15 protein-coding genes are annotated in these 18,987 nt (G+C 71.4%); 6 read left to right on the top strand and 9 right to left on the bottom strand.

Going from position 1 to position 18,987, the window contains the following annotated elements; all coding sequences use genetic code 11:
* Nucleotides 1–16 precede the first annotated feature (16 nt).
* Both ACFXC1_RS21380 and ACFXC1_RS21375 read right to left on the bottom strand, forming a co-directional pair.
* Nucleotides 17–952, bottom strand: a complete 936-nt coding sequence (locus tag ACFXC1_RS21380) for a LysR family transcriptional regulator (RefSeq protein WP_381244812.1) — start codon at nt 950–952, stop codon at nt 17–19.
* Nucleotides 953–981: 29 nt separating this feature from the next.
* Nucleotides 982–2,331: an aminotransferase-like domain-containing protein gene (locus ACFXC1_RS21375; protein ID WP_381244810.1), complete on the bottom strand. Its 1,350-nt coding sequence runs from the start codon at nt 2,329–2,331 to the stop codon at nt 982–984.
* A gap of 135 nt (nt 2,332–2,466) precedes the next feature.
* On the opposite strand from ACFXC1_RS21375, the gene ACFXC1_RS21370 reads away from it, so the two are divergent.
* Entirely contained in the window at nt 2,467–3,114 is a 648-nt protein-coding gene (locus tag ACFXC1_RS21370; protein ID WP_381244808.1) for a LysE family translocator, read from the top strand.
* A gap of 7 nt (nt 3,115–3,121) precedes the next feature.
* On the opposite strand, the gene ACFXC1_RS21365 is transcribed toward ACFXC1_RS21370, so the two are convergent.
* The 3 genes from ACFXC1_RS21365 to ACFXC1_RS21355 all read right to left on the bottom strand — a co-directional run bounded on the left by ACFXC1_RS21365 (nt 3,122) and on the right by ACFXC1_RS21355 (nt 6,586).
* On the bottom strand, nt 3,122–4,300 hold the full coding sequence (locus ACFXC1_RS21365; protein WP_381244807.1) for a cytochrome P450 family protein: 1,179 nt from the start codon (nt 4,298–4,300) through the stop codon (nt 3,122–3,124).
* A 399-nt stretch (nt 4,301–4,699) separates the two neighbouring features.
* Nucleotides 4,700–5,671 carry an MBL fold metallo-hydrolase gene (locus ACFXC1_RS21360; protein WP_381244806.1) on the bottom strand — a complete coding sequence of 324 codons (972 nt, stop codon included), beginning with the start codon at nt 5,669–5,671 and terminating at the stop codon, nt 4,700–4,702.
* 27 nt (nt 5,672–5,698) lie between these two features.
* A complete protein-coding gene (locus tag ACFXC1_RS21355) occupies nt 5,699–6,586 on the bottom strand; it encodes an MmyB family transcriptional regulator (protein WP_381244805.1) in 888 nt (295 codons plus the stop codon).
* 399 nt (nt 6,587–6,985) lie between these two features.
* On the opposite strand from ACFXC1_RS21355, the gene fabG reads away from it, so the two are divergent.
* The 3 genes from fabG (at nt 6,986) to ACFXC1_RS21340 (ending at nt 8,558) form a co-directional block, all read left to right on the top strand.
* Nucleotides 6,986–7,690: a 3-oxoacyl-ACP reductase FabG gene (gene fabG / locus ACFXC1_RS21350; RefSeq protein ID WP_381244803.1), complete on the top strand. Its 705-nt coding sequence runs from the start codon at nt 6,986–6,988 to the stop codon at nt 7,688–7,690.
* Between the two features lie 122 nt (nt 7,691–7,812).
* Nucleotides 7,813–8,112 carry a hypothetical protein gene (locus ACFXC1_RS21345; RefSeq protein ID WP_381244966.1) on the top strand — a complete coding sequence of 100 codons (300 nt, stop codon included), beginning with the start codon at nt 7,813–7,815 and terminating at the stop codon, nt 8,110–8,112.
* A gap of 221 nt (nt 8,113–8,333) precedes the next feature.
* Complete coding sequence (locus ACFXC1_RS21340) at nt 8,334–8,558, top strand: hypothetical protein (protein WP_381244802.1); 225 nt, start codon at nt 8,334–8,336, stop codon at nt 8,556–8,558.
* A 246-nt stretch (nt 8,559–8,804) separates the two neighbouring features.
* On the opposite strand, the gene ACFXC1_RS21335 is transcribed toward ACFXC1_RS21340, so the two are convergent.
* On the bottom strand, nt 8,805–11,261 hold the full coding sequence (locus tag ACFXC1_RS21335; protein WP_381244800.1) for an ABC transporter permease: 2,457 nt from the start codon (nt 11,259–11,261) through the stop codon (nt 8,805–8,807).
* Nucleotides 11,255–11,992, bottom strand: a complete 738-nt coding sequence (locus tag ACFXC1_RS21330) for an ABC transporter ATP-binding protein (RefSeq protein ID WP_381244799.1) — start codon at nt 11,990–11,992, stop codon at nt 11,255–11,257. The genes ACFXC1_RS21335 and ACFXC1_RS21330 overlap by 7 nt, the downstream gene beginning before the upstream one ends.
* Before the next feature lie 171 nt (nt 11,993–12,163).
* On the opposite strand from ACFXC1_RS21330, the gene ACFXC1_RS21325 reads away from it, so the two are divergent.
* Entirely contained in the window at nt 12,164–13,453 is a 1,290-nt protein-coding gene (locus tag ACFXC1_RS21325; RefSeq protein WP_381244798.1) for a sensor histidine kinase, read from the top strand.
* The gene (locus ACFXC1_RS21320; RefSeq protein WP_381244796.1) at nt 13,426–14,085 is read left to right on the top strand and encodes a response regulator; all 660 of its coding nucleotides are present in this window, start codon (nt 13,426–13,428) and stop codon (nt 14,083–14,085) included. Before ACFXC1_RS21325 ends, ACFXC1_RS21320 begins: the two co-directional genes overlap by 28 nt.
* A 459-nt stretch (nt 14,086–14,544) precedes the next feature.
* Here ACFXC1_RS21320 and ACFXC1_RS21315 read toward each other — a convergent pair whose 3' ends face one another.
* Both ACFXC1_RS21315 and ACFXC1_RS21310 read right to left on the bottom strand, forming a co-directional pair.
* Nucleotides 14,545–15,270, bottom strand: a complete 726-nt coding sequence (locus ACFXC1_RS21315; RefSeq protein WP_381244795.1) for a hypothetical protein — start codon at nt 15,268–15,270, stop codon at nt 14,545–14,547.
* A gap of 30 nt (nt 15,271–15,300) precedes the next feature.
* Nucleotides 15,301–18,795, bottom strand: a complete 3,495-nt coding sequence (locus ACFXC1_RS21310) for a HEAT repeat domain-containing protein (RefSeq protein ID WP_381244794.1) — start codon at nt 18,793–18,795, stop codon at nt 15,301–15,303.
* Nucleotides 18,796–18,987: the final 192 nt, after the last annotated feature.

The raw sequence follows: 18,987 nt of genomic DNA, 5'->3' as shown, positions 1-18,987 counted from the left end.
GTGGGGTGCGCTCGGGTCAGCGCGGAGTCACCCAGCTCGGTACCCAAGTCCCGTCAGTGTCCTGGTCGGTCGCCGTGCCGGCGAGGTGGGTGCGGAGGGCGGGGAGTGCCGGGTGGGGGTTGTCGCGGTGCCAGAGGAGTGAGTGGGGGTAGACGGGCGTCGGGTCGGTCACCGGGATGCGGCGCAGGTCGTGGTCGGGGGGCCAGACGAGGCGGGTCCTGGCGGTGGTGAAGGTGGCCAGGGCCGGGGTGTCGGCGATGGTGTCGAGGAGTGCGTCGGAGCCGAAGTTGGGGCCGGTCGCCTCGACGGTGAGGCCGAACTCGGCGACGAGGTCGTCGTAGTACGCGGTCCACTCGGTTCCGGGGACGAGGCCGGGCATCCAGATCCGGTGCCCGGTGAGCTCGGCGAGGGTCACCGAGCGGGCGTCCGCCAGGGCGTGGGCGGGGCCGGTGAGGAGCTGGTGCGGCTCGTCGAGCACCCGGACGGACTCGATGTCCTCGGGCAGCGGGTGGCCCGGCATGGCTACGGCGCGGAAGGACGCGTCGATCGCGCCGGACCGGATGGCGGCGACGGCCGTGTCGACGTCGGACAGCATCACCACGTCGAGGTCGGTCTCGGGGTGCGCCCGGTGGAAGTCGCGCATCAGGGCCGACGGCGCGACGCGCGAGGCGATCACGTCGACGCGCAGCGGACGGTGGCCGGGGCGCACGGACGCGCTCGCGCGCTCCGCGGCGCGCAGCAGTTCGCGTGCGTGGGGCAGGAACGCCTGCCCGTCGATGGTGAGTTCGGCGCCGCGCGGGGCACGGGTGAACAGCCGCACGCCGAGGGCGCGTTCCAGCGCGGCGACACGTTTGGAGACGGCCTGCTGGCTGATCGACAGATCGGCGGCGGCCTTCTGGAACTGGCCCGCTTCCGCTACGGCGACGAAGGTACGTACTGCTCCGAGGTCCACGGCGACCCACCTTAGGCAACGCCACCACGTCAGTCGGTGACGAGGTCCTCCGGTGTGGAGCGGGCGAGTCCGGCGAGGGTGCCGAGGGCCCGGGAGAGCGTCTCGGCGTCGGGGGTGGCGAGGCCGAGGCGGACGGCGTTGGGGGAGTGGTGGGGGCCGACGGTGAACGCGGCGGCCGGTACGACCCCGATGCCGTGCCGCGCGGCCGCCGCGACGAAGGTGTCCGCGCGCCACGGGCGGGGCAGTCGCCACCAGCAGTGGAAGGAGCGGGGGTCGCTCCGCACGGCGAACCCGGCGAGCTGCCGGGCCGCGATCCCCTGTCGTACGGCCGCTTCCTTCTGTTTGGCCGCCACCAGCGCCGGCACCGTGCCGTCCTGCTGCCAGCGGTGGGCCACCTCCAGGGCGAACCGGCCCGGGGTGCAGCCGCCGGACCGCAGGGCGGAGACGATCCCGCCCGCCAGGGACTCGGGCGCCACCGCGAACCCGAGGGTCAGACCGGGGGCGACGCGCTTGGACAGGCTGTCGATCAGGACGGTCAGTTCGGGGGCGTACGCGGCGAGCGGCGGCAGTTCGTCGCGTAGGAAGGCCCAGATGGTGTCCTCGATCGCGGGGATGCCCAGCGCGAGCAGTACCTCGGCCAGCCGCTCGACGCGCTCTGCGGGCATCGTGAGCGAGAGCGGGTTGTGCAGCCTCGGCTGGACGTAGACGGCGTGCAGCGGGGCGGCGGCGTGCGCCTCTTCCACGGCCTCCGGGACGAGTCCGGCGTCGTCCATGGCCAGCGGGACGAGGGTGATGCCGAGGCGGGCGGCGACGGCCTTGACGACGGGGTACGTCAGCTCCTCCACGCCGAGCCGCGCCCCCGGCGGTACGAGTGCGGTGACGGCGGCTGCGATCGCCTGCCGTCCGTTGCCCGCGAAGAGGATCCGTGCCGGGTCCGGGCGCCAGCCGCCGCGGGCGAGCGTGTTGGCGGCGGACTCGCGGGCGGCCGGGAAGCCGGAGGTGCCGACCGGCCGCAGGGCGTCCCCGAGAGCGTCGGGCCGCAGGAGACTGCCCAGGCCCTCGGCGAGGAGCGCGTTCTGCTCGGGTACGACCGGGTAGTTGAGTTCCAGGTCGATGCGCCGGCCGTCGGCGGGTTCGGTGAGGGCGGGGGCGGAGCCGGCCGGGTCGGTGGACGTCGCGCGGACGAAGGTGCCGCGGCCCACCTCGCCCACCGTCAGGCCACGGCGGGCCAGTTCGCGGTACACGCGCGTGGCCGTGGAGTTGGCGATGCCGTGCCGCCGGGCGAACTCGCGCTGCGGGGGGAGCCGGTCACCGGGGCGGAGGGCGCCGGACCTGATCTCCCCGGCCACGGCGTCGGCGACGGTCTGGTAGTCCCGCACGGTTCTCCCGCCCTTCTCGCTTTCTCGCCTTCTTGCCTTCTTGCCTTTTCGATCGGGAATCAAGCCAATCATTGAATTGCACCGAGTGCAATATAAACATTGCATCGAGGTGCTGGTCTTGAATACGCTCCGAGCATGGTCGAACTGAGCGGCATACTCGGCGTGACGGCGGTGGCTCTGGGCATGGTGCTCACCCCCGGCCCGAACATGATCTATCTCGTCTCCCGCAGCATCACCCAGGGCAGGCGTGCCGGGATGGTCTCCCTCGGCGGGGTGGCACTCGGCTTCATGGTGTACCTGCTCGCCGCGAACCTGGGCCTGTCGGTCTTCTTCGTCGCCGTGCCCGAGCTGTACTTCGCGGTGAAGCTCGCGGGCGCCGGATACCTCGCCTACCTGGCCTGGAACGCCCTGAAGCCGGGTGGGATCTCCGTCTTCGCCCCGCAGGACGTACCGCACGACTCACCGCGCAGGCTGTTCACCATGGGCCTGATGACGAACCTGCTCAACCCGAAGATCGCCATCATGTACCTCTCGCTCATTCCCCAGTTCATCGACCTGGACAGGGGACACGTCCTCCTCCAGGGCCTCGTCCTCGGCTCGGTCCAGATCGTGGTCAGCATCGCGGTCAACCTCGCCATCGTCCTGGCGGCCGGCGCGATCGCCGTCTTCCTCGAACGCCGCCCCTCCTGGCTCAAGGTGCAGCGCTACGCGATGGGTACGGTGCTGGGCACGCTCGCCGTCTCGCTGGCTGTTGACAACTCGGGTCCGGCCAGAGCGAGTTGACACCACGTCACACGACGACCGGCAGGGACGTGAGGCCGCGCGTCAACCGCGTGTGCCGCCACTCCAGTTGCTCCACGGGGCAGGCCAGCCGTACGTCGGGGAAGTGGGCGAAGACGGCGCGCAGCGCCAGTTCGCCCTCGGCCCGTGCGAGCGGTGCCCCGAGGCAGCGGTGGATTCCGTGGCCGAACGCGAGGTGCCCGGTGGCACCGCGGTCGAGGTCGAGGCGGTCCGGGCCGGGGAATCGCGTGGGGTCGCGGTTGGCGGCGCCGGGCGCGATGAGCACCGGAACGCCGGCGGGGATGTCGGTCCCGCCGAGTGTCAGCGCTTCGGTGCTGTAGCGGAACGTGGCGATCCCGACCGGCGAGTCGAAGCGCAGCAACTCATCGAGTGTGGTGCCGAACAGCTCAGGCTGCGCCTTCAACCGGGCCAGGGATTCTGGGTGTTGGAGGAGGGCCAGGGCCGCGTTGCCGATGAAGTTGGTGGTGGTCTCATGCCCGGCCACGAGCAACAGCACGGCGAGCGACACGAGTTCGTCCTCGGTCAGCCGGTCCTGGCCGTCGCGTACCGCGATGAGATCGTCGAGCAGACTCTCGCCGGGGGAGGCGCGCCGGGCGGCGACCAGGTCCGTCATGTACGTGCCGACGGCCTGCGAGGCGACATCGATCCGCCGGGGATCTCCCGCGGCGAACAGCTCACCGGACCAGGTGTGCAACAGCCCGCGGTCGGCTTCGGGCACCGCCAGCATCTCGCAGATGACGGTGACCGGCAGCGGTACGGCGAGGCCGGCGACGAGGTCCACCGGTCCGTGTTCCGGCCAGGCGTCGAGCAGTTCGTCGACGAGACCGGCGATGCAGGGGCGCAGCTTCGCCACGGCGCCGGTGCTGAACGCCTTGGTCACCAGGGCCCGTAGCCGCGCGTGCTCCGGGGGATCGGTGGCCAGCATGTTCTGCGAGACCGCCGGATGGAGATCGCGGTCGGACAGCCGGCCGGCGAAGAACCGCGCGGTGTTCTTGGAGAGCCGGGGGTCGGCGAACGCCTGCCGGGCCTCCGCGTACCCCGTGACCAGATAACTGACGCGCCCCGCCGTACCGGTGGGCACCTGCTGCACCGGCGCCGCGTTCCGCAGCCGCGCGTAGGTCGGATAGGGGTCGGCGAAGAACCGGGGGTCCTGCAACGGGTCGGTCACGCTTGCGGGTCCTTTCCTGGCGGGTCGGTTCGCCGGCGACGCTATGCGGAATCCCCAGCGCGTGGGCGCGGGTGACGAGGAGTTGGGAATCGGTCCCGGCACGGAGGTCGCCCTCCTGGGAGGCGCCACCAGGGGCCCGGCTTCCGCCTGCGGCTGGCTCCCGGCCTCCTTCGCGTGTACGGCGCCGCACAGCACGGCGGCCTCCACGATGCGCGTCTCCTTCCGGGGTGCCCGCCGGGTCGCGTGCGGAGACGCCGCGTCCTGCTCGGCCGACTCGGGTGCGGCCGGGCCGACTCGGGCCCCGCCGTGGGGAGCGCGAAGCCGCTCGGGTTCCACAGGGGTCGGCCGGGTCCGCACCGGAGAAGGTCCAACTACCCAATCGGGTACGCGAGTTGACGATCAGGCGGAAACCGCCGTGTCCGACGCGTGCTGCCAGGCGATCCTCGCGGCGAGGGCGAACGGTTCGACGAGGCTCGGGCGGGAATCGTCCTGGTTGAGGTGGCGGAACTCCGTGGAGAGGGTGATGGCGAGGCGCTCCGGCAGGCCGAGGCCCGGATAGCGGTTCTCGTCGATGAGGATGCGGGCCGCCTCGATCGGGGTTTTTCCCTGACCGTGCAACAGGAGTGCCTGGTCGGACAGGTCGTCCAAGTAGGCGATGTACGTGCGCAGTTGGCCGGGCGTCAGCAGCGGGCCGTGGCCCGGCACGATCCACTCGGGGTCGAAGGCGAGGATGCGTTCGGCCGCCGCCGCGATCCGGTCGAGGGGGCCGGCCCAGTGGCAGGGATGGTCGCCGGAGAAGACGATGTCGCCCGCGAACACGACCCGCTGCTCGGGGAGATGGACGACCAGGTCGCCCACGGTGTGGGCGGGGCCGACCTCGTGGAGTTCGACGGGGATCCGGCCGACCGTCAGATCGTGGCGGCCGCTGAACGTCGCGGTGGGCGGCAGGACTTGTATGCCGGAGAAGTCGAACTTCCCGAAGTGGCGGCGGAAGTACCAGCCCAGCGGCTGGTCCGGATCGCTCTCCCACACCAGCGCGTGGAGTTGCTGAGGCGTCGGCTCCACACACTGGTGCTCGAGTGCCGCGTCCGTCGCGAGGATCTCGCTGCCGGTCAGGCACTGATTGCCCCAGGTGTGGTCACCGTTGGCGTGCGTGGCCACCACGGTGCCGGGCGCGGTGCCGCCCGTCACCCGGCGGGTCGCGGCGAGGAAGGCCTCGGTGAGGGCGGGGGTGTACGGCGTGTCCACGAGGAGGGCCTCGCCGTCCGAGTGGACCAGGCCGCAGTTGGCCAGACCCCAGGTGTCCACGCCGTCGGGGGCCCACATGTGCACGCCGGCCGCGATCTCGTGGAGCTGGGTTGCGTCAGTCATGGGGACGCATTCTTGCCGGACCGGACTTCAGACGGCAACGGGGCGCTGCGAGGGCTCGAAGACGAGGAACAGGAAACGGGCCCCGGGTGAGCCGAAGGGCTGCGCCGCACACATCGTCACCACTCCCAGCTGCGACACCTCGTGGTGCTCGCAGCAGCGGTCCCGCCGGTCCTCCTCGCCGTCCGGGGCGACAAATCCCGCGTGGCGCATGAGACGTGAGTCGCCGTCAGGATGGACGTAGGCGATGTTGTGGTTGCGGTAGATCGGGCCCGCGACCGGGTCGTCGTTGACCTCCTGGTCCAGCTGCTGGAGGTCCTTGTTGTCGGGGTGCGAGGCCACGGCCGTGCGGAGTTGGGCGGCGACCGGCTCGGCCCACCGCTTCTCCCACTGCACCAGATGGTGCTCGCGGGCGTCCTCGCGCAGCAGCATCCAGCGGATCATGTTCTGCTCGGGAAGGCGCGCGGGCTTGCCCGGTTCCTGCGGGAACATCCGGACGAAGTCGTCGTTGGCCGCCAGGACGTTCCAGGCGACGTCGTTGGCGTAGCAGGGCTGGCCGGAAACGCGCTCGATCGCCGTCTGCCAGGCCGGGGCGACGCTGCTGCCCGCCAGCGGGTCCATGGGGAAGGGCGGTTCGTAGCCCAGGGCGTAGACGTACAGGGCGGTGCGCTCGCGCTCCTCCATCCGCAGGGCCTCGGCGACGTTGTCGAGGAACTCCGCGGTGGGCGACGGCATTTCACCCCGCTCGAGGTCGGCGTAGGTGCGCTCGGAGACGTACAGCACCTGTGCCACCTGTGCCTGCGACAGACCCGTGGAACGGCGCCCCCGTCCGCTGCGCTGCGGCCACCCGAGTTCCACCGGGTCGATCTGGGCCCGCTTCCAGCGCAGCAGCCTCTGCAGCGCCTCCTTGTTGTCCAACTCGGAACCTCTCCCGTGGCGCCCGCCGGGCCGCCAACTCAATTACCGGAAACACGTTTTCCTGAAAATCCAGAACCGGAAAAAACAGAGCCTGGTGTGGTCGACGCCGGTGCAGAAAGATCACTCACCGGGTCGTTCGCGTCGCTGGGGACGCGGGGTCCCTGACTGCGAGGGGGCGTGCTTCGAGGTGCGGTGGCCGATCCGACGTGCCGAAAGGCAACACCGGTGGCGTGCACACTGCGCACCGCACCGCTCCCCCTTGGTCCCGGAGTCCACAAGACCTGTCATGTTCAATCATTCATCACCTACAGTGACGGCTCAACTGATTTCGCTACAGTCGAGTACTGGCCAGATTGCCGTCGCTTACCGGCCGCACCGTTCAGACCGGAAAGGCGTTCTGTGTCCCGTTCAGTCCTGATCACCGGTGGTGGTCGCGGTATCGGCCTGGCCGTCGCACGCCGTATGGCGGCCGCCGGTGACCGAGTCGCCGTGACATATCGGACCGGCGAGCCGCCCGAGGGCCTGCTCGCGGTGCGGTGCGACATCACCGACACCGACCAGGTCGACGTCGCTTTCAAGCAGGTCGAGGCGGAACACGGTCCGGTCGAGGTCCTGATATCCAACGCCGGAATCATCAAGGACCAGTTGCTGCTGCGGATGTCCGAAGGGGATTTCACCGAGGTCGTCGACACCAACCTGACCGGCGCCTTCCGAGTCGTCAAACGAGCAAGCAGGGGAATGCTGCGCGCCAGGAAGGGCCGCGTCGTGTTCATCTCCTCCGCCGTCGCCCTGCGCGGCGAGAGCGGACAGGCCAACTACGCGGCCTCCAAAGCGGGGTTGATCGGATTCGCCCGCTCGATGGCCAGGGAACTCGGCGTGCGCGGGATCACCTTCAATGTGGTCGCACCCGGTCTCACCGAGACCGCGATGAGCGAGAACCTCACGGAAGAACAGCGCACGCATTTGACCGGCCAGATTCCCCTGGGCCGCCTCGCCAGGCCCGAAGAGGTCGCCGCGGCCGTCGCGTTCCTGGCCTCCGACGACGCCGGCTACATCACCGGCGCCGTCCTGCCGGTCGACGGGGGAGCCGGAATGGGGCATTAGCGCCGCCGCATCCACCGACGGGCGGGTACGGATATGCACCGCGCCAAGTGCTGTCCGTCGACTGCCCCTTCCTCACCCACCGCCAAGGAGTTTTGCGTATGCGCGGGCCGACTGCGCGGAATATGTATCACTTGACCGTCGACGACTTCACCGACGAGGACGTGGCCGAGTTCCACCGTCTGATGAGCGAGTTGCTGACGAAGTGCGCGTCGGTGGGGGAGCGGCACGCACCGGAAGGAACATGGGTTCCGTCCACCGCCGGTCTCTTCGACCAGATGGCCGAGTCCATGCAACTGGTCGCCGAGGTCTCCCGGGCGCTCAACCACACGCGTGCCGGCATCCGCCGGGTCGGCGGCCGGGCGCGCCAGCGCTTGTACGACCGCGTCAGCGGCCGTCACGAGCGCCCCGCCGGACCGGTCTGACCGGCGTCACCGACCACTCTCGGAAGTGCTCGGGCTTTCCCGCGAAGCCCTGACGCCGCCGGGAGTGCGAGTCCCGGGCGGGGGTCGGCCGGCAGGAGGGAAGCCTACCGGCCCCCGCCCGATTTACCGCCCCGCGCATTCCCTATTCCTGCCGGGGTGGGTTTCCTGTTTTCCGCGTATCCGGAATCCATTGGAATCGCAGGATCACGGCGAAGTCGGTCGTGAGCTGGGAGATCCTGGAGGACCAGGTCATCGACAACAGCAAACGCTTCACCAGCTTCTCCTGGCTGCTCAACAAGCCCGTGAACACCTGCACCGCCCCGTCGACGATCTACGACGGCGAGGTGTTCTGGTCGTCGGACTCGACGATCGTCTACGACATCGAGGGCGACGGAAAGGGCCCAGTGACCCAGGAGCTCCTCGGCTCGCCCCTGGTGCACGGCTGACCTGACGGACCTGCCCTGCCCGGGGGATCCCTTCCGGTACCGGCGCCCGCCCACCACTGCCTCAAGACCGCCGCCGCGGCCCCGTTTCCTTGACCGGGCCGCGGCGGCGGTCTCACGCATGCCTGAAAACCGAACGGAACGCGCTCCCGAGAGCGCCCGGGACTCGCAAGGCCGGATGCCGCGCGTCGCGGAGGTCGGCGCCGGCCGGGGGCGGGGGAACGTACCGTCCGGCGCCGGGCCGCGAGGTCACTCCCGGATGCCCGCCAGTTCCACCGCCCGGCGGCGGAGGGCGAACGAGGCGGGGACGACGGACGACACCACGGCGAGCACCGCGCACGCGCCCACGGTCACCCCGATGGCCGTCCAGGGAAGCTCGATCGTGGTCCACACCGACAGCAGGCCAAGGGCGCTCCACATGCCCGCCAGGTTGAGGACCGCGACCAGGAGCCCCAGCACACCGCCGACCGCCACCACCATCAGCGCCTCGGCGCCCACCAGCCGCAGCACCTGCCACCGGGTCGCCCCGGCCAGCCGCAGCACGGCCAGGTCGCGGACCCGGTCGGAGGTCGCCATGACCATGGTGTTGGCCAGGGAGATACCGGTGTAGAGGAGGGCGATGCCGAGTACGAGCAGGAAACCCATCCGGGTCGTCCGGTTCGTCTCGGGGTAACTCGCCCGCACCCATTGGTCCTTGGTGAGGACCTGCCCGCCCGAGGTGCGCACCGCGGCCCGCAGTCCGGCGGCCACGGCGCCCGCGTCGGCGCCCTTCGTGAGGGTCACGTCGACCCGGTCGACGCTCGCGCCGACGGCGTTGCGCGGAGTGACGTAGACGCCGCTGTTGCCGGTGCCGGTGGTCATCACGGCGGCGATCCGCAGGGTCTTCCGCGTGCCGTCGCCGAGCCACACCCGCACCCGCTCGCCGACGGTGTGCTGCTGCCACTCCTCGTTGACGACGATCGAGCCGTCGTCGAGGTCGGCGATCCGGCCGGAGGCGATCGGCAGGTTCGTGGTGGCGGCCAGCGCGCCGGGGTCGGCGGCGCGGGCCCCGTCCCTGACGAGTGCCACGCCGTCCTCCAGGACGTAGACGGCGCTCGTCGAGGTCGCGGACACCTCGGCGCCGGGCACTGCGCGCAGTCCCCGCAGGGTCGCCGCGTCGAAGCCGTCGCCGCCCGCGGGAGTGACGACGAAGGCGGCGGACGTCTGCTCACGGGTCTCCGTGGCCTTCGCCCCGTTCAGCGTCGCCGTGGCCCCGAGCAGCGAGCCCGCGAGGGCGACCGTGACCAGGACGGGCGCGGCGATCGCGGCGGTGCGCCGCACCCCGGCGGCGGCGTTCTCCCGCACCAGCATGCCGCCGGCCCCCGGCAGTTGGGCCGGCAGCCAGGCGATCAGCTGGGTCAGCGGCCGCACCACGACGGGCGCGAGCAGCGCCACCGCCGTGATCAGCAGCATCGGCCGGCTCACATAGGTCTTGCGGTGCAGCAGGTCGCCCGGGTCGCCGAACAGGGCCAGGCCCAGGGTCACGGCGGCGGTCAGCAGCAGCCCCGCGCCGAACAGCCAGCGGCCCCAGGTCATCGGCCTGCTGTCCACGGACGCCTCGCGCAGCGCCTGGGTCGGACCGGTGCGGCCCGCCCGCCAGGACGCGGCCACCACACCGCACAGCGCGACCAGCAGCCCGGTCGCGAAGGCCGCGTAGTACGGCCAGGTGGCGGCCCCGATGGTGAACCAGTCCGGGGCGAGCCCGCCGTCGACGACCCAGGTCGCGAGCCGGGGCGCTCCGTAGGCGCCGAGCACACAGCCGGCGGCGGAGGCCAGCACGCCGACCGCGAGGGCCTCGACGAAGACCATCCGGCGGATCTGCCCCGGCGTCGCCCCCGCCGTGCGCAGCAGCCCGAACTCTCGGCGCCGCTGCGCGACCGAGAAGGCGAAGGTGGACGCCACCACGAACACCGACACAAAGGTGGTGACCCCGCCCGCGGTGCCGAACATGGCGTTCATCGCGGTGAGCGCCTCGCTGTCGCGGTCCGGGTCGGCGTCGGCGTAGCGGCGCGCGTCACCGGTCAGGACCCGGACACCGGCGCTGCCGCTCACTGCGGCACGTACGGCGGCCGGGTCCGCGGCCACGGTCAACTGGGCGCTCTTCGGCGACAGTTGGGCCGCGCGTGCGTCGGTGTAGAACACGGCGTCCTCGAAACCGCGCCCGGCGACGGCGCCGACCACGCGGACGGTGCCGCGATCGGTCCGCACCCGCTCGCCCGGCTTCGCCCAGCCGCCGCTGACGACCACCTCGTCGGCGGCCCGGGGCGCGCGTCCCGCGTCGATCCCGTACGGCGCGAACGCGGCCGTCGACCAGGGGTGACCCACCAGATCGCCGGGCCCGCCCCGCGCCCGTACGGCGAAGGACCGGTCCTCGACGACGGTGCCGAGCTTCCTGAGCTTCGCGACCAGGGCGGCGGGCACGGCGCGCGGCTGGGCCAGCTTCTGCGTCCGGTCGCCGATCGGGGTGGACACCCGCAGGGTGTCCGCGCCCTTCACCACGACGGGCGCCGCGGCGAACCGCTCCGGTTGCCGGCCGGGCGCGTGCAGCGACGAGGCGAGGGCCAGGCCCATGACGGCGATCAGCGCGACCCCGAGCGAGAGCGCGACGAAGCTGCCGACGAAGGTGATCCAGCGGCTGCGCAGGGTGCGCAGGGCGACGCTCAGCACGGCGCGGCCTCCAGCTTGGTCATCCGGGTGGCGATGTCGTCGGCGCTCGCGCCGACCATCTCGCCGTTGACCCGTCCGTCGACGAGGAAGACGATGCGGTCGGCGTACGAGGCGGCGACCGGGTCGTGCGTGACCATGACGACGGTCCGGCCGTCGGTGTCGACCATGCCGCGCAGCAGCTTCAGCACCTCGCGGCCGGTCTGTGAGTCGAGGGCACCGGTCGGCTCGTCGCCGAAGAGCACCTCGGGGCGGGTGATCAGAGCGCGGGCGAGCGCGACGCGCTGCTGCTGGCCGCCGGACATCTCCGTCGGGCGGTGTCGCGCCCGGTCGCCGAGGCCGACCTGGTCGAGCACCTCGCGCACCCGGGCCTTGGCGGGCCGGCGGCCGGCCAGCCGCAGGGGCAGCGCCACGTTCTGCTCGGCGGTCAGGGACGGCAGCAGGTTGAAGGACTGGAAGACGAACCCGATGCGCTCGCGCCGCAGCAGGGTCAGCTTGGTCTCGTTCAGCTTCGTCAGGTCGGTCCCGCCCACGACGACCGCTCCCGAGGTGGGCCGGTCCAGCCCGGCGGCACACTGCAGCAGGGTCGACTTGCCGGAGCCGGAGGGGCCCATGACGGCGGTGAACGTGCCCTCCGGGAAGGCGAGCGTGACCTGGTCGAGCGCCGTCACTGCGCTGTCACCCGCCCCGTACCGCCTGCAGACGGAGCGCAACCGGATGGCGTCCTTTTTCATGTTCCCCCACTGTTCGATGCGTTCGACCGGCACATGACCGCTCCACGAAACCGCGCGGAAGGACCGCGCCGCAGTGCGGCAGAGGCGAGACCTGGGGTAGGGCCAGACCTACCCCCGCCCCGCCCCCTGACCCCATGGCACCGGCCGGGCCGCGGCTTCTACGGTGGCGGTATGCGACCTCGGAACGTGTGGCAGGCCATGACCAGGCCCGGCTTCCTGCTCTCGCCCTGGCCGTGGCGGTCGGTCGCCTACCTCCTCACCGGTGTACTCACCGGAGTTGTCGCCCTCGTGGGGATCGCCTGCACGGCGCTGGTCGGCGGCGTCCTCGCCCTCGTGCTCGTGGGGATCCCCCTGCTCGTCCTGGTGGCCCTCGCCGGAATCCCGGTGGCGTGGGGGGAGCGGTACCGACTGCGCCTGATCGACCGCGACCCGGCCGCCGACCAGCACCGGATGCCGGCCGCCAAGGGGCTGTGGCCCTGGCTGACGACCCGGCTGAGGGAGCAGACGACCTGGCGGGAACTCGGCTACGCGCTGCTGTTCGCCGGGCTGTTGTGGCCGGTCGACGCCGTCGCGCTCACGGTCGGCCTGCTCGTCCCGTCGTCGATGATCGCGACCCCGCTGGTGATGGCGACGGTCGGCGACGGCCGGGAGACCAAGGTCCTCAAGGTCTGGATGGTCACCGACTGGCCGACGGCGTTCGGGGTCGCCGTACTCGGACTCCTCCTCCTGGTCCTGGGCGGCTATCTGCTGGGCGTCGCGGCCGGTGCCCGCGCGGAACTCACCCGGCTACTGGTCGCGCCGCGCGAGAGCGATCTCGGGGCGAGGGTCGTGGAACTGACGCGCTCGCGCTTCCGTCTGGTCGACGCCTTCGAGGCGGAGCGGCGGCGCATCGAGCGCGATCTGCACGACGGCGCGCAACAACGCCTGGTGGCACTGTCGATGACCCTCGGCCTGGCCCGGCTCGACGCCCCGCCCGGCCCGCTGGCCGACCAGCTAGCCAAGGCCCACGAGGAGGCGGGCCGGGCGCTCGCGGAACTCCGCGAACTCATCCACGGCATCCACCCCAAGGTCCTGGCGGACTACGGCCTCCAGGCGGCGGTCGCCGACGCGGCGGACCGCTCCGCGGTGCCCGTGGACGTCGACCTGGAGCTGTCCGGGCGGCTGCCCCAGGCGGTCGAGGCCGCCGCCTACTTCGTCGTGTGCGAGGCCCTCGCCAACATCGCCAGGCACAGCGGTGCCAAGTCCGCGGAGGTGACCGGGGGTCACCGTGACGGACGCCTGCTCCTCCAGGTGTCCGACGACGGCCGGGGCGGCGCGGTCGCCGGGGCAGGCAGCGGACTGACCGGACTCGCGGACCGGGTGTCGGTGCTGGATGGCAGACTTCGCCTGTCCAGTCCACCGGGCGGACCGACTTTGTTGTGTGTGGAGTTCCCTTGCGAAGTGACCGACCGCTCCGCGTAGTTTTGGCCGAGGACAGCGTGCTGCTGCGGGAAGGACTCATCGGTCTCCTCACTCGCTGCGGCCACGAGGTGGTGGCGGCCGTCGGCGACGCCGCGGCACTGATCGCCGCCGTCGAGGAGCACACCCCCGACATCGTCGTGACCGACGTCCGCATGCCCCCGGGCTTCCAGGACGAGGGACTGCACGCGGCGATCCGGCTGCGCGAGAAACGGCCCACCCTGCCCGTGCTGGTGCTCAGCCAGCACGGGCAGCGGACGTACGCCTCCGAACTGCTCGACTCCGGGGACGGAACGGGCGTCGGCTACCTCCTGAAGGACCGCGTCGGCCAGGTCGAGGAGTTCATGGACGCCCTGGGCGAGGTCGCCGACGGAGGCACGGTCGTCGACTCCGAGGTCGTACGCCAACTGCTGCGCCGCCGCCGCGATCCGCTCGAGCGGCTCACCCCGCGCGAGCGGGAGGTCTTGGCCCTGATCGCGGAAGGCAGGTCGAACGGCGCCATCGCCCGCGAACTGGTGGTGTCCGAGGCGGCCGTAGGCAAGCACATCAGCAGCATCCTCACCAAGCTGGACCTGCCGCCCGCGACCGAGACCCACCGCCGGGTCCTGGCGGTCCTCGCCTATCTGCGGGCGTGACGTCCATAAGGCGCAGGAACAGACCCTCGGCCCAGTGGAACTCGCCGGTCGCCGCCTCGAACCGGACGGTCTGCGGGGGTGCGCGGGCGGGTTCGAGTACACGGTGGTCGGCGGGGACCCGGTGAAGACGGTCAAGGCTCGGAGGACGGGAGCGCCGGCCGGCACCGACGGCGCGGACGAGGTGATCGCGGCGACCCTGACCGTCGCGGCCGGCGGGGTGAACGGGCCAGTGCAGGTGGTCGTGGTCCGGGAGGGCGGCACGATCGGCTACTTCCCCGCCACGAGTCCGGCTTCCCGGGCCACAGGCGACGCCTTCACCCTCCCCGCCGCCCTGGTCCGCGCCCACTCACCCGGCTCACCGAGGCCGGCTGAGCCGTCCCGAGGATCCTCCAGGGCCTTCGTGTCGCCTGATCGCCGTCTCCATGTACTTCACAGGCATGCCGGCAGCGAGTTCCGGCCTCACCAGTACAGAACCCAGCCGTCGGCGTCGCGGATTCCGTGGCCCTGCAGGGTGATGCGCTTGTCCTCGGGATGGCGTGCGGGAACCGCAGCGATGCGATGCAGGATGGGTGTGAGCTGCACAGCCATCCTGCCGACCCGGTATTCGTGGCGCCGCGCGGCCTCGGTCGCGCCGATCGTCTCGGACGTCTCGCCCGTGCGCTCCAGCCGCAGCATGTCCGCCTCGGTGACGTCCCAGACATCCATGGCTCCGCCGCAGTGCGGCAGGGCGAGGGGCAGCGTGAACGACACGGACTGTTCGACCGGAGCGATCCGAAACGGCCAGGGCATCAAACGGTGCTGGAGGTCGAAATGCTGACTGGGCCTCGGATCGACCGCGATGCCGGTGTCCTCGAACACGTGGAAGCCGGGCAGCGCCACCCTTTCGTCGTACCGGGTGGGCGTGTTGAGCAGTAGGGCGAGTACGTCGGCGACCCGGTCCAGGAGGTCGCCGAAGTGGTCACGGAGGATGTGGTTGGAGCGGGCGAGTCGCCCGAAGTAGGTCTGCTGCGGATTGTCGGAGTTCGCCACGTCGAGGTAGGTCGCCAGGCCGAGGGTGAAGTAGCCGATACCCCTGGTGAGCCAATGGGGGCGCAGGGACTCCAGCCGTTCGCTCACATCGGCGCACCCCGGCTCGTCCAGTACGTCGACGTCGACGATGGCTGATTCCAGCGGCTGCGGATTCACTGGTCTCCTTGGATGTGTTCGGCCGGTGGGTCACGAGGCGTCGTCCGGGAGCGCCGCGTACGCGTCCGCGGTCGTGAGGGCCCACGCCGCCACCGCACGCGCCCTCTCGTCCTCGTCGCGCTCCGCGCGGTCCCGCAGAAAACCGGTGGTGACGGGGGACCGCGGCCAGCCGAAGGCCAGCACGCGGAGTGCGGTGATACGAGCCCTGGGAGAGGGGTCGGTGAGGGCCACGGACCGGATGGTCTCCTGCGTGTCCGGCGCCGCTTCCCCCAGCCAGGCCGCCCAGTTCAGGGCGTTACGTCTGTTGGTGGACGAGGGATCAGCGGTCATGCGGTCCAGGATCAGCAGGCGTACGTCCTCGCGGTCGGGCCAGTAACGGGCCAGGAGCTGCGTGGCCAGCCATCGCGGACCCGGGTGCGTGTCGGCGACGGCCCGCTCGAGCAGCAGGTTCCGTACGCTCTCGTGGTCGTTCCAGAACTCCGTGAGCAGCCAGAGTGCTTCGGCCCGGGGTTTCTGGTCGGGCTCTTCGAGCGCCCGCGACAGCAGCAGGTCCCGTGCCGCCGTGCGGTCTCCCGAGCGGCGGGCCAGGAGCTGCATCGCCCCGAGGCGGACGTCCACGTGCGGGTCGTCCACGACCTGGCGCACGACCCGGTCCCAGACCTCCTCGTCGTCTCTCCAACGCCATACGAGGGCTTCCAGCGCCTCCATCCGGGGCTGCGGGTCCGGGTCGGCGAGTGCCCGCCGAAAGAGCAGGTCCCGAACTCCGTCGTACTCCTTCCAACGCCAGGCCAGGACTTCCAGCGCACCGCGCCGCGCTTCGGGTTGCGGGTCGGTGACCGCCTGCCGGAGGGCCAGTTCCCGGACGTCCTCGCTGTCCTTCCAACGGCGTGCCAGGGCTTCGAGCGCCGATGCGCGCGGGCCGGGGTCCCGGTCGGCCACGGCCCGCTCCAGGACCAGTTGCCGTAACCCGCGGTCGTCGGTGCGGTGATGGGCGAGCCGGCGCAGCGCTTCTTGCCGGGGTTCCGGGTCCGGGTCGTCGACGGCCCGGACCGAGAGGACCGTCCAGGTGTCCTCGCGGTCGGCCCAGTGGTGGCTAAGGAGCTGAAGTGCCAGTAGGCGCAGGCCCGGGTCGGGCTCGGCCTCGGCCCGGCGGACGACCAGTTCGCGGGCGTCCTCGCTGTCCGGCCAGCGCGCCGCCACGGATTTCAGCGCTTCTCCGCGGGGTTCCGGAGCCTGGTCGAACTCGGCGCGGTCGAACAGTAATTCCCGGACACCCGTATCGTCGCTCCAGTACCTGGCCAGGCACTTCAGTGCTCCCCTGCGGGACTCCGGGTCGAGGGCGTCGAGCGCGCCCCGCACGAGATCCCAGGCGGCGGGGAGGTTGGGCCACCGGTCGAGTGTCTGGCGCAGGATCTCCGCCCGGGTCGCGGAGTCGGGACTGTGCTCCGCCAGCAGGAGCAGGGCCTCCGGGGTGGAGTGCAGTGCACAGGCGATGTCCGACGCCATGCGGTGTTTCGCCTGGAACTGGCCGCGCAGCAGGAACCACCGCAGGTAGCGGTCCCGGCCGTTCCACTCGGGACCGAGGAGGGCCAGCGCGGGGAGCATGCTCTCCAGCGTGTTCAGCGCCGTCCAGCTCAGTTTGCGTTCCAGCAGGTCGATCAGGGCGTCCACGACGGCATTGCTCTGTGGCGCGAGGCGGTCGACCCGGTCGACTTCGGCCAGCGCCCGCACCGCGAGGGCGAGCATGTCGTGCCGGCCCCGCCGTACGTCCTCGGCGTGCAGCCGCAGGAGCGCGTCGACCACGCGCTCGGCGTCCCGCTCCCCGAGCTTGCCGACGAGCAGCAGGAGCACCTCGTGCCAGGCGGGATCCCGGGCCCGGACCTCGAAGACCTCCCGGATCAGTTCCTCCTCCCCCCACTCGTGGTCCCGCTGGTAGCGGCGGGCGATGTCGTCGGCCGCCAGGTACTCCAGGAACGCGCGGTGGACGAAGCCGTACACCTCGTCGCCGAACCGGCTGAGGATGAAGTTCCGCTCCCGGAACTGCCTGATCATTCCCCTCGCGGCGAGGACCACCCGATCCTTCGGCAGGCGGGAGTACCGCTGTTCCAGGTGGGTGGTGAACAGCGCCTCCAGATCCTCACCGTGGATGTAGTTGCCGGCCGCGCCGCCCGCGCCCTCCTGCATCCGCCGGGCCAGCAGGCGAAGGAACGTCCAGCGGTCGTCCTCGTCGATGATCTGCATGTCGGCCTGCGCCGGGTCGGGCAGGATCTTGACGTCCTGGTCCCAGCGGGCCACCAGGAGGTTCACGGCCTGTTCGTACACGTACAGCCGCTTACGGGGCAGCTGTCGCCGTCTGCCGATGATCGAGAGGATGGTGAGCAGCAGGGGGTTCCCCGCGAGATCCCGCACCGACCGGGAGGCATGCACCGCGTCGGTCATGCGCTGGTGCAGCCGTGCCGCCAGTTCGGGCTCTCCCGGGCAGACGACCGTGTACCAGCGTTCCGTGAATTCCTCGATCTGACTCATCGTCAGGTCCTGGATCATGTAGTGCCGGAAGCCCGCCTTGTCCAGGACGGCCCGCCGGTAGCCGATGACCCGGGATGTCACCACGATGCGCACGTCCGGGTACCGCTCGGCGAAGGCGGCGATCCGCCTCCCCGCCTCGGCCCGCACCCGCGGGTCGAACAGCTCGTCCAGACCGTCGAAGACCACGATCGCCCGGCCCTCGCGCAGCAGGACGTCCTGCACCTCGCGCGGCACCGACATCCGCTCCAGGGTGCTCAGTTCGTCCAGGTAGTCCTCGAAGGACCGGTCGCGCCAGCGTTCGTCCGCGTATCCGCGCAGTTCCACGATCACCGGCACCCGGCCGGCCAGTCCGGTCAGTGGCTCCGGCACGGTCTCGGAGGTGAGCGCCAGGGCGAGGTAGCGGGCGAGGGTGGACTTGCCGGCCCCGGGATCGCCCAGGAGCACCACCCGCGACCGCTGCGGATCGGTCAGGACGTCCAGCAGTTCCACCGGTCGTTGTTCCCGGTAGGCCCGGCGCACCCGCTCCAGCGACTCCATGTCGAGCCCTGGTGGAAACTCGTCCAGGGGCAGAGCCCCGCTTCGGCTCTCCAGCCGCTGTCGCAGTTCCCTGGGCAGTTCCACGGGCGGTGGGTCGGCCCGCAGCCGTTGGGGGACGAAGACCGCCTGGAGCTCCACCACCGGGTGTTCCCCTTCGTGGGAGGGGGTCAGCACCTCCAGTTCCAGGCGACCGTGGGACAGGTGCACCTGGGCCGCGTAGGCGGCCACCTCCCGCGCGATCAGCGCGTCGTCGGGAGGCGGCTCGGTGTCCGGACGCCGCAGAGTGATCACCGAGAACGCCAGGCCGGCCAGTCCCGTCGCCGCCCCGGCCACGCTCGCCAGCCGCTCGGCGGTGCCGAGATCGACCAGCGCCGCCACCAGCACCAGAGCCACCACGCCCAGCGCGCAGAGCCCGGCCACCACCGCGACCGCGGCCCTGGCCGCCCCCGAGACTCCCCCCATGACCGGGGCCCCCTCCCGCTCCCGGGGACCACGAGGTGGTGCCGCCCCCCGAAACCAGGATGGCCGCGGCCCGCATCGTGTGTCGAGGGAGTCCGAGTCCGAATCCGTCCTCTGGTCTCCCCTTTGCCCAAGTACCGCCCCCTGTACCCATTGTGACGCCTCGTGGCTTGCTGTAATTTCGGTTCGGGGTCC

The sequence above is a fragment of the Streptomyces hokutonensis genome (assembly GCF_042751305.1).
Classification (GTDB): Bacteria; Actinomycetota; Actinomycetes; order Streptomycetales; family Streptomycetaceae; genus Streptomyces; species Streptomyces hokutonensis_A.
Note: the sequence above shows the minus strand (reverse complement) of the source record. Positions and strands in the feature narration are given on the sequence as shown.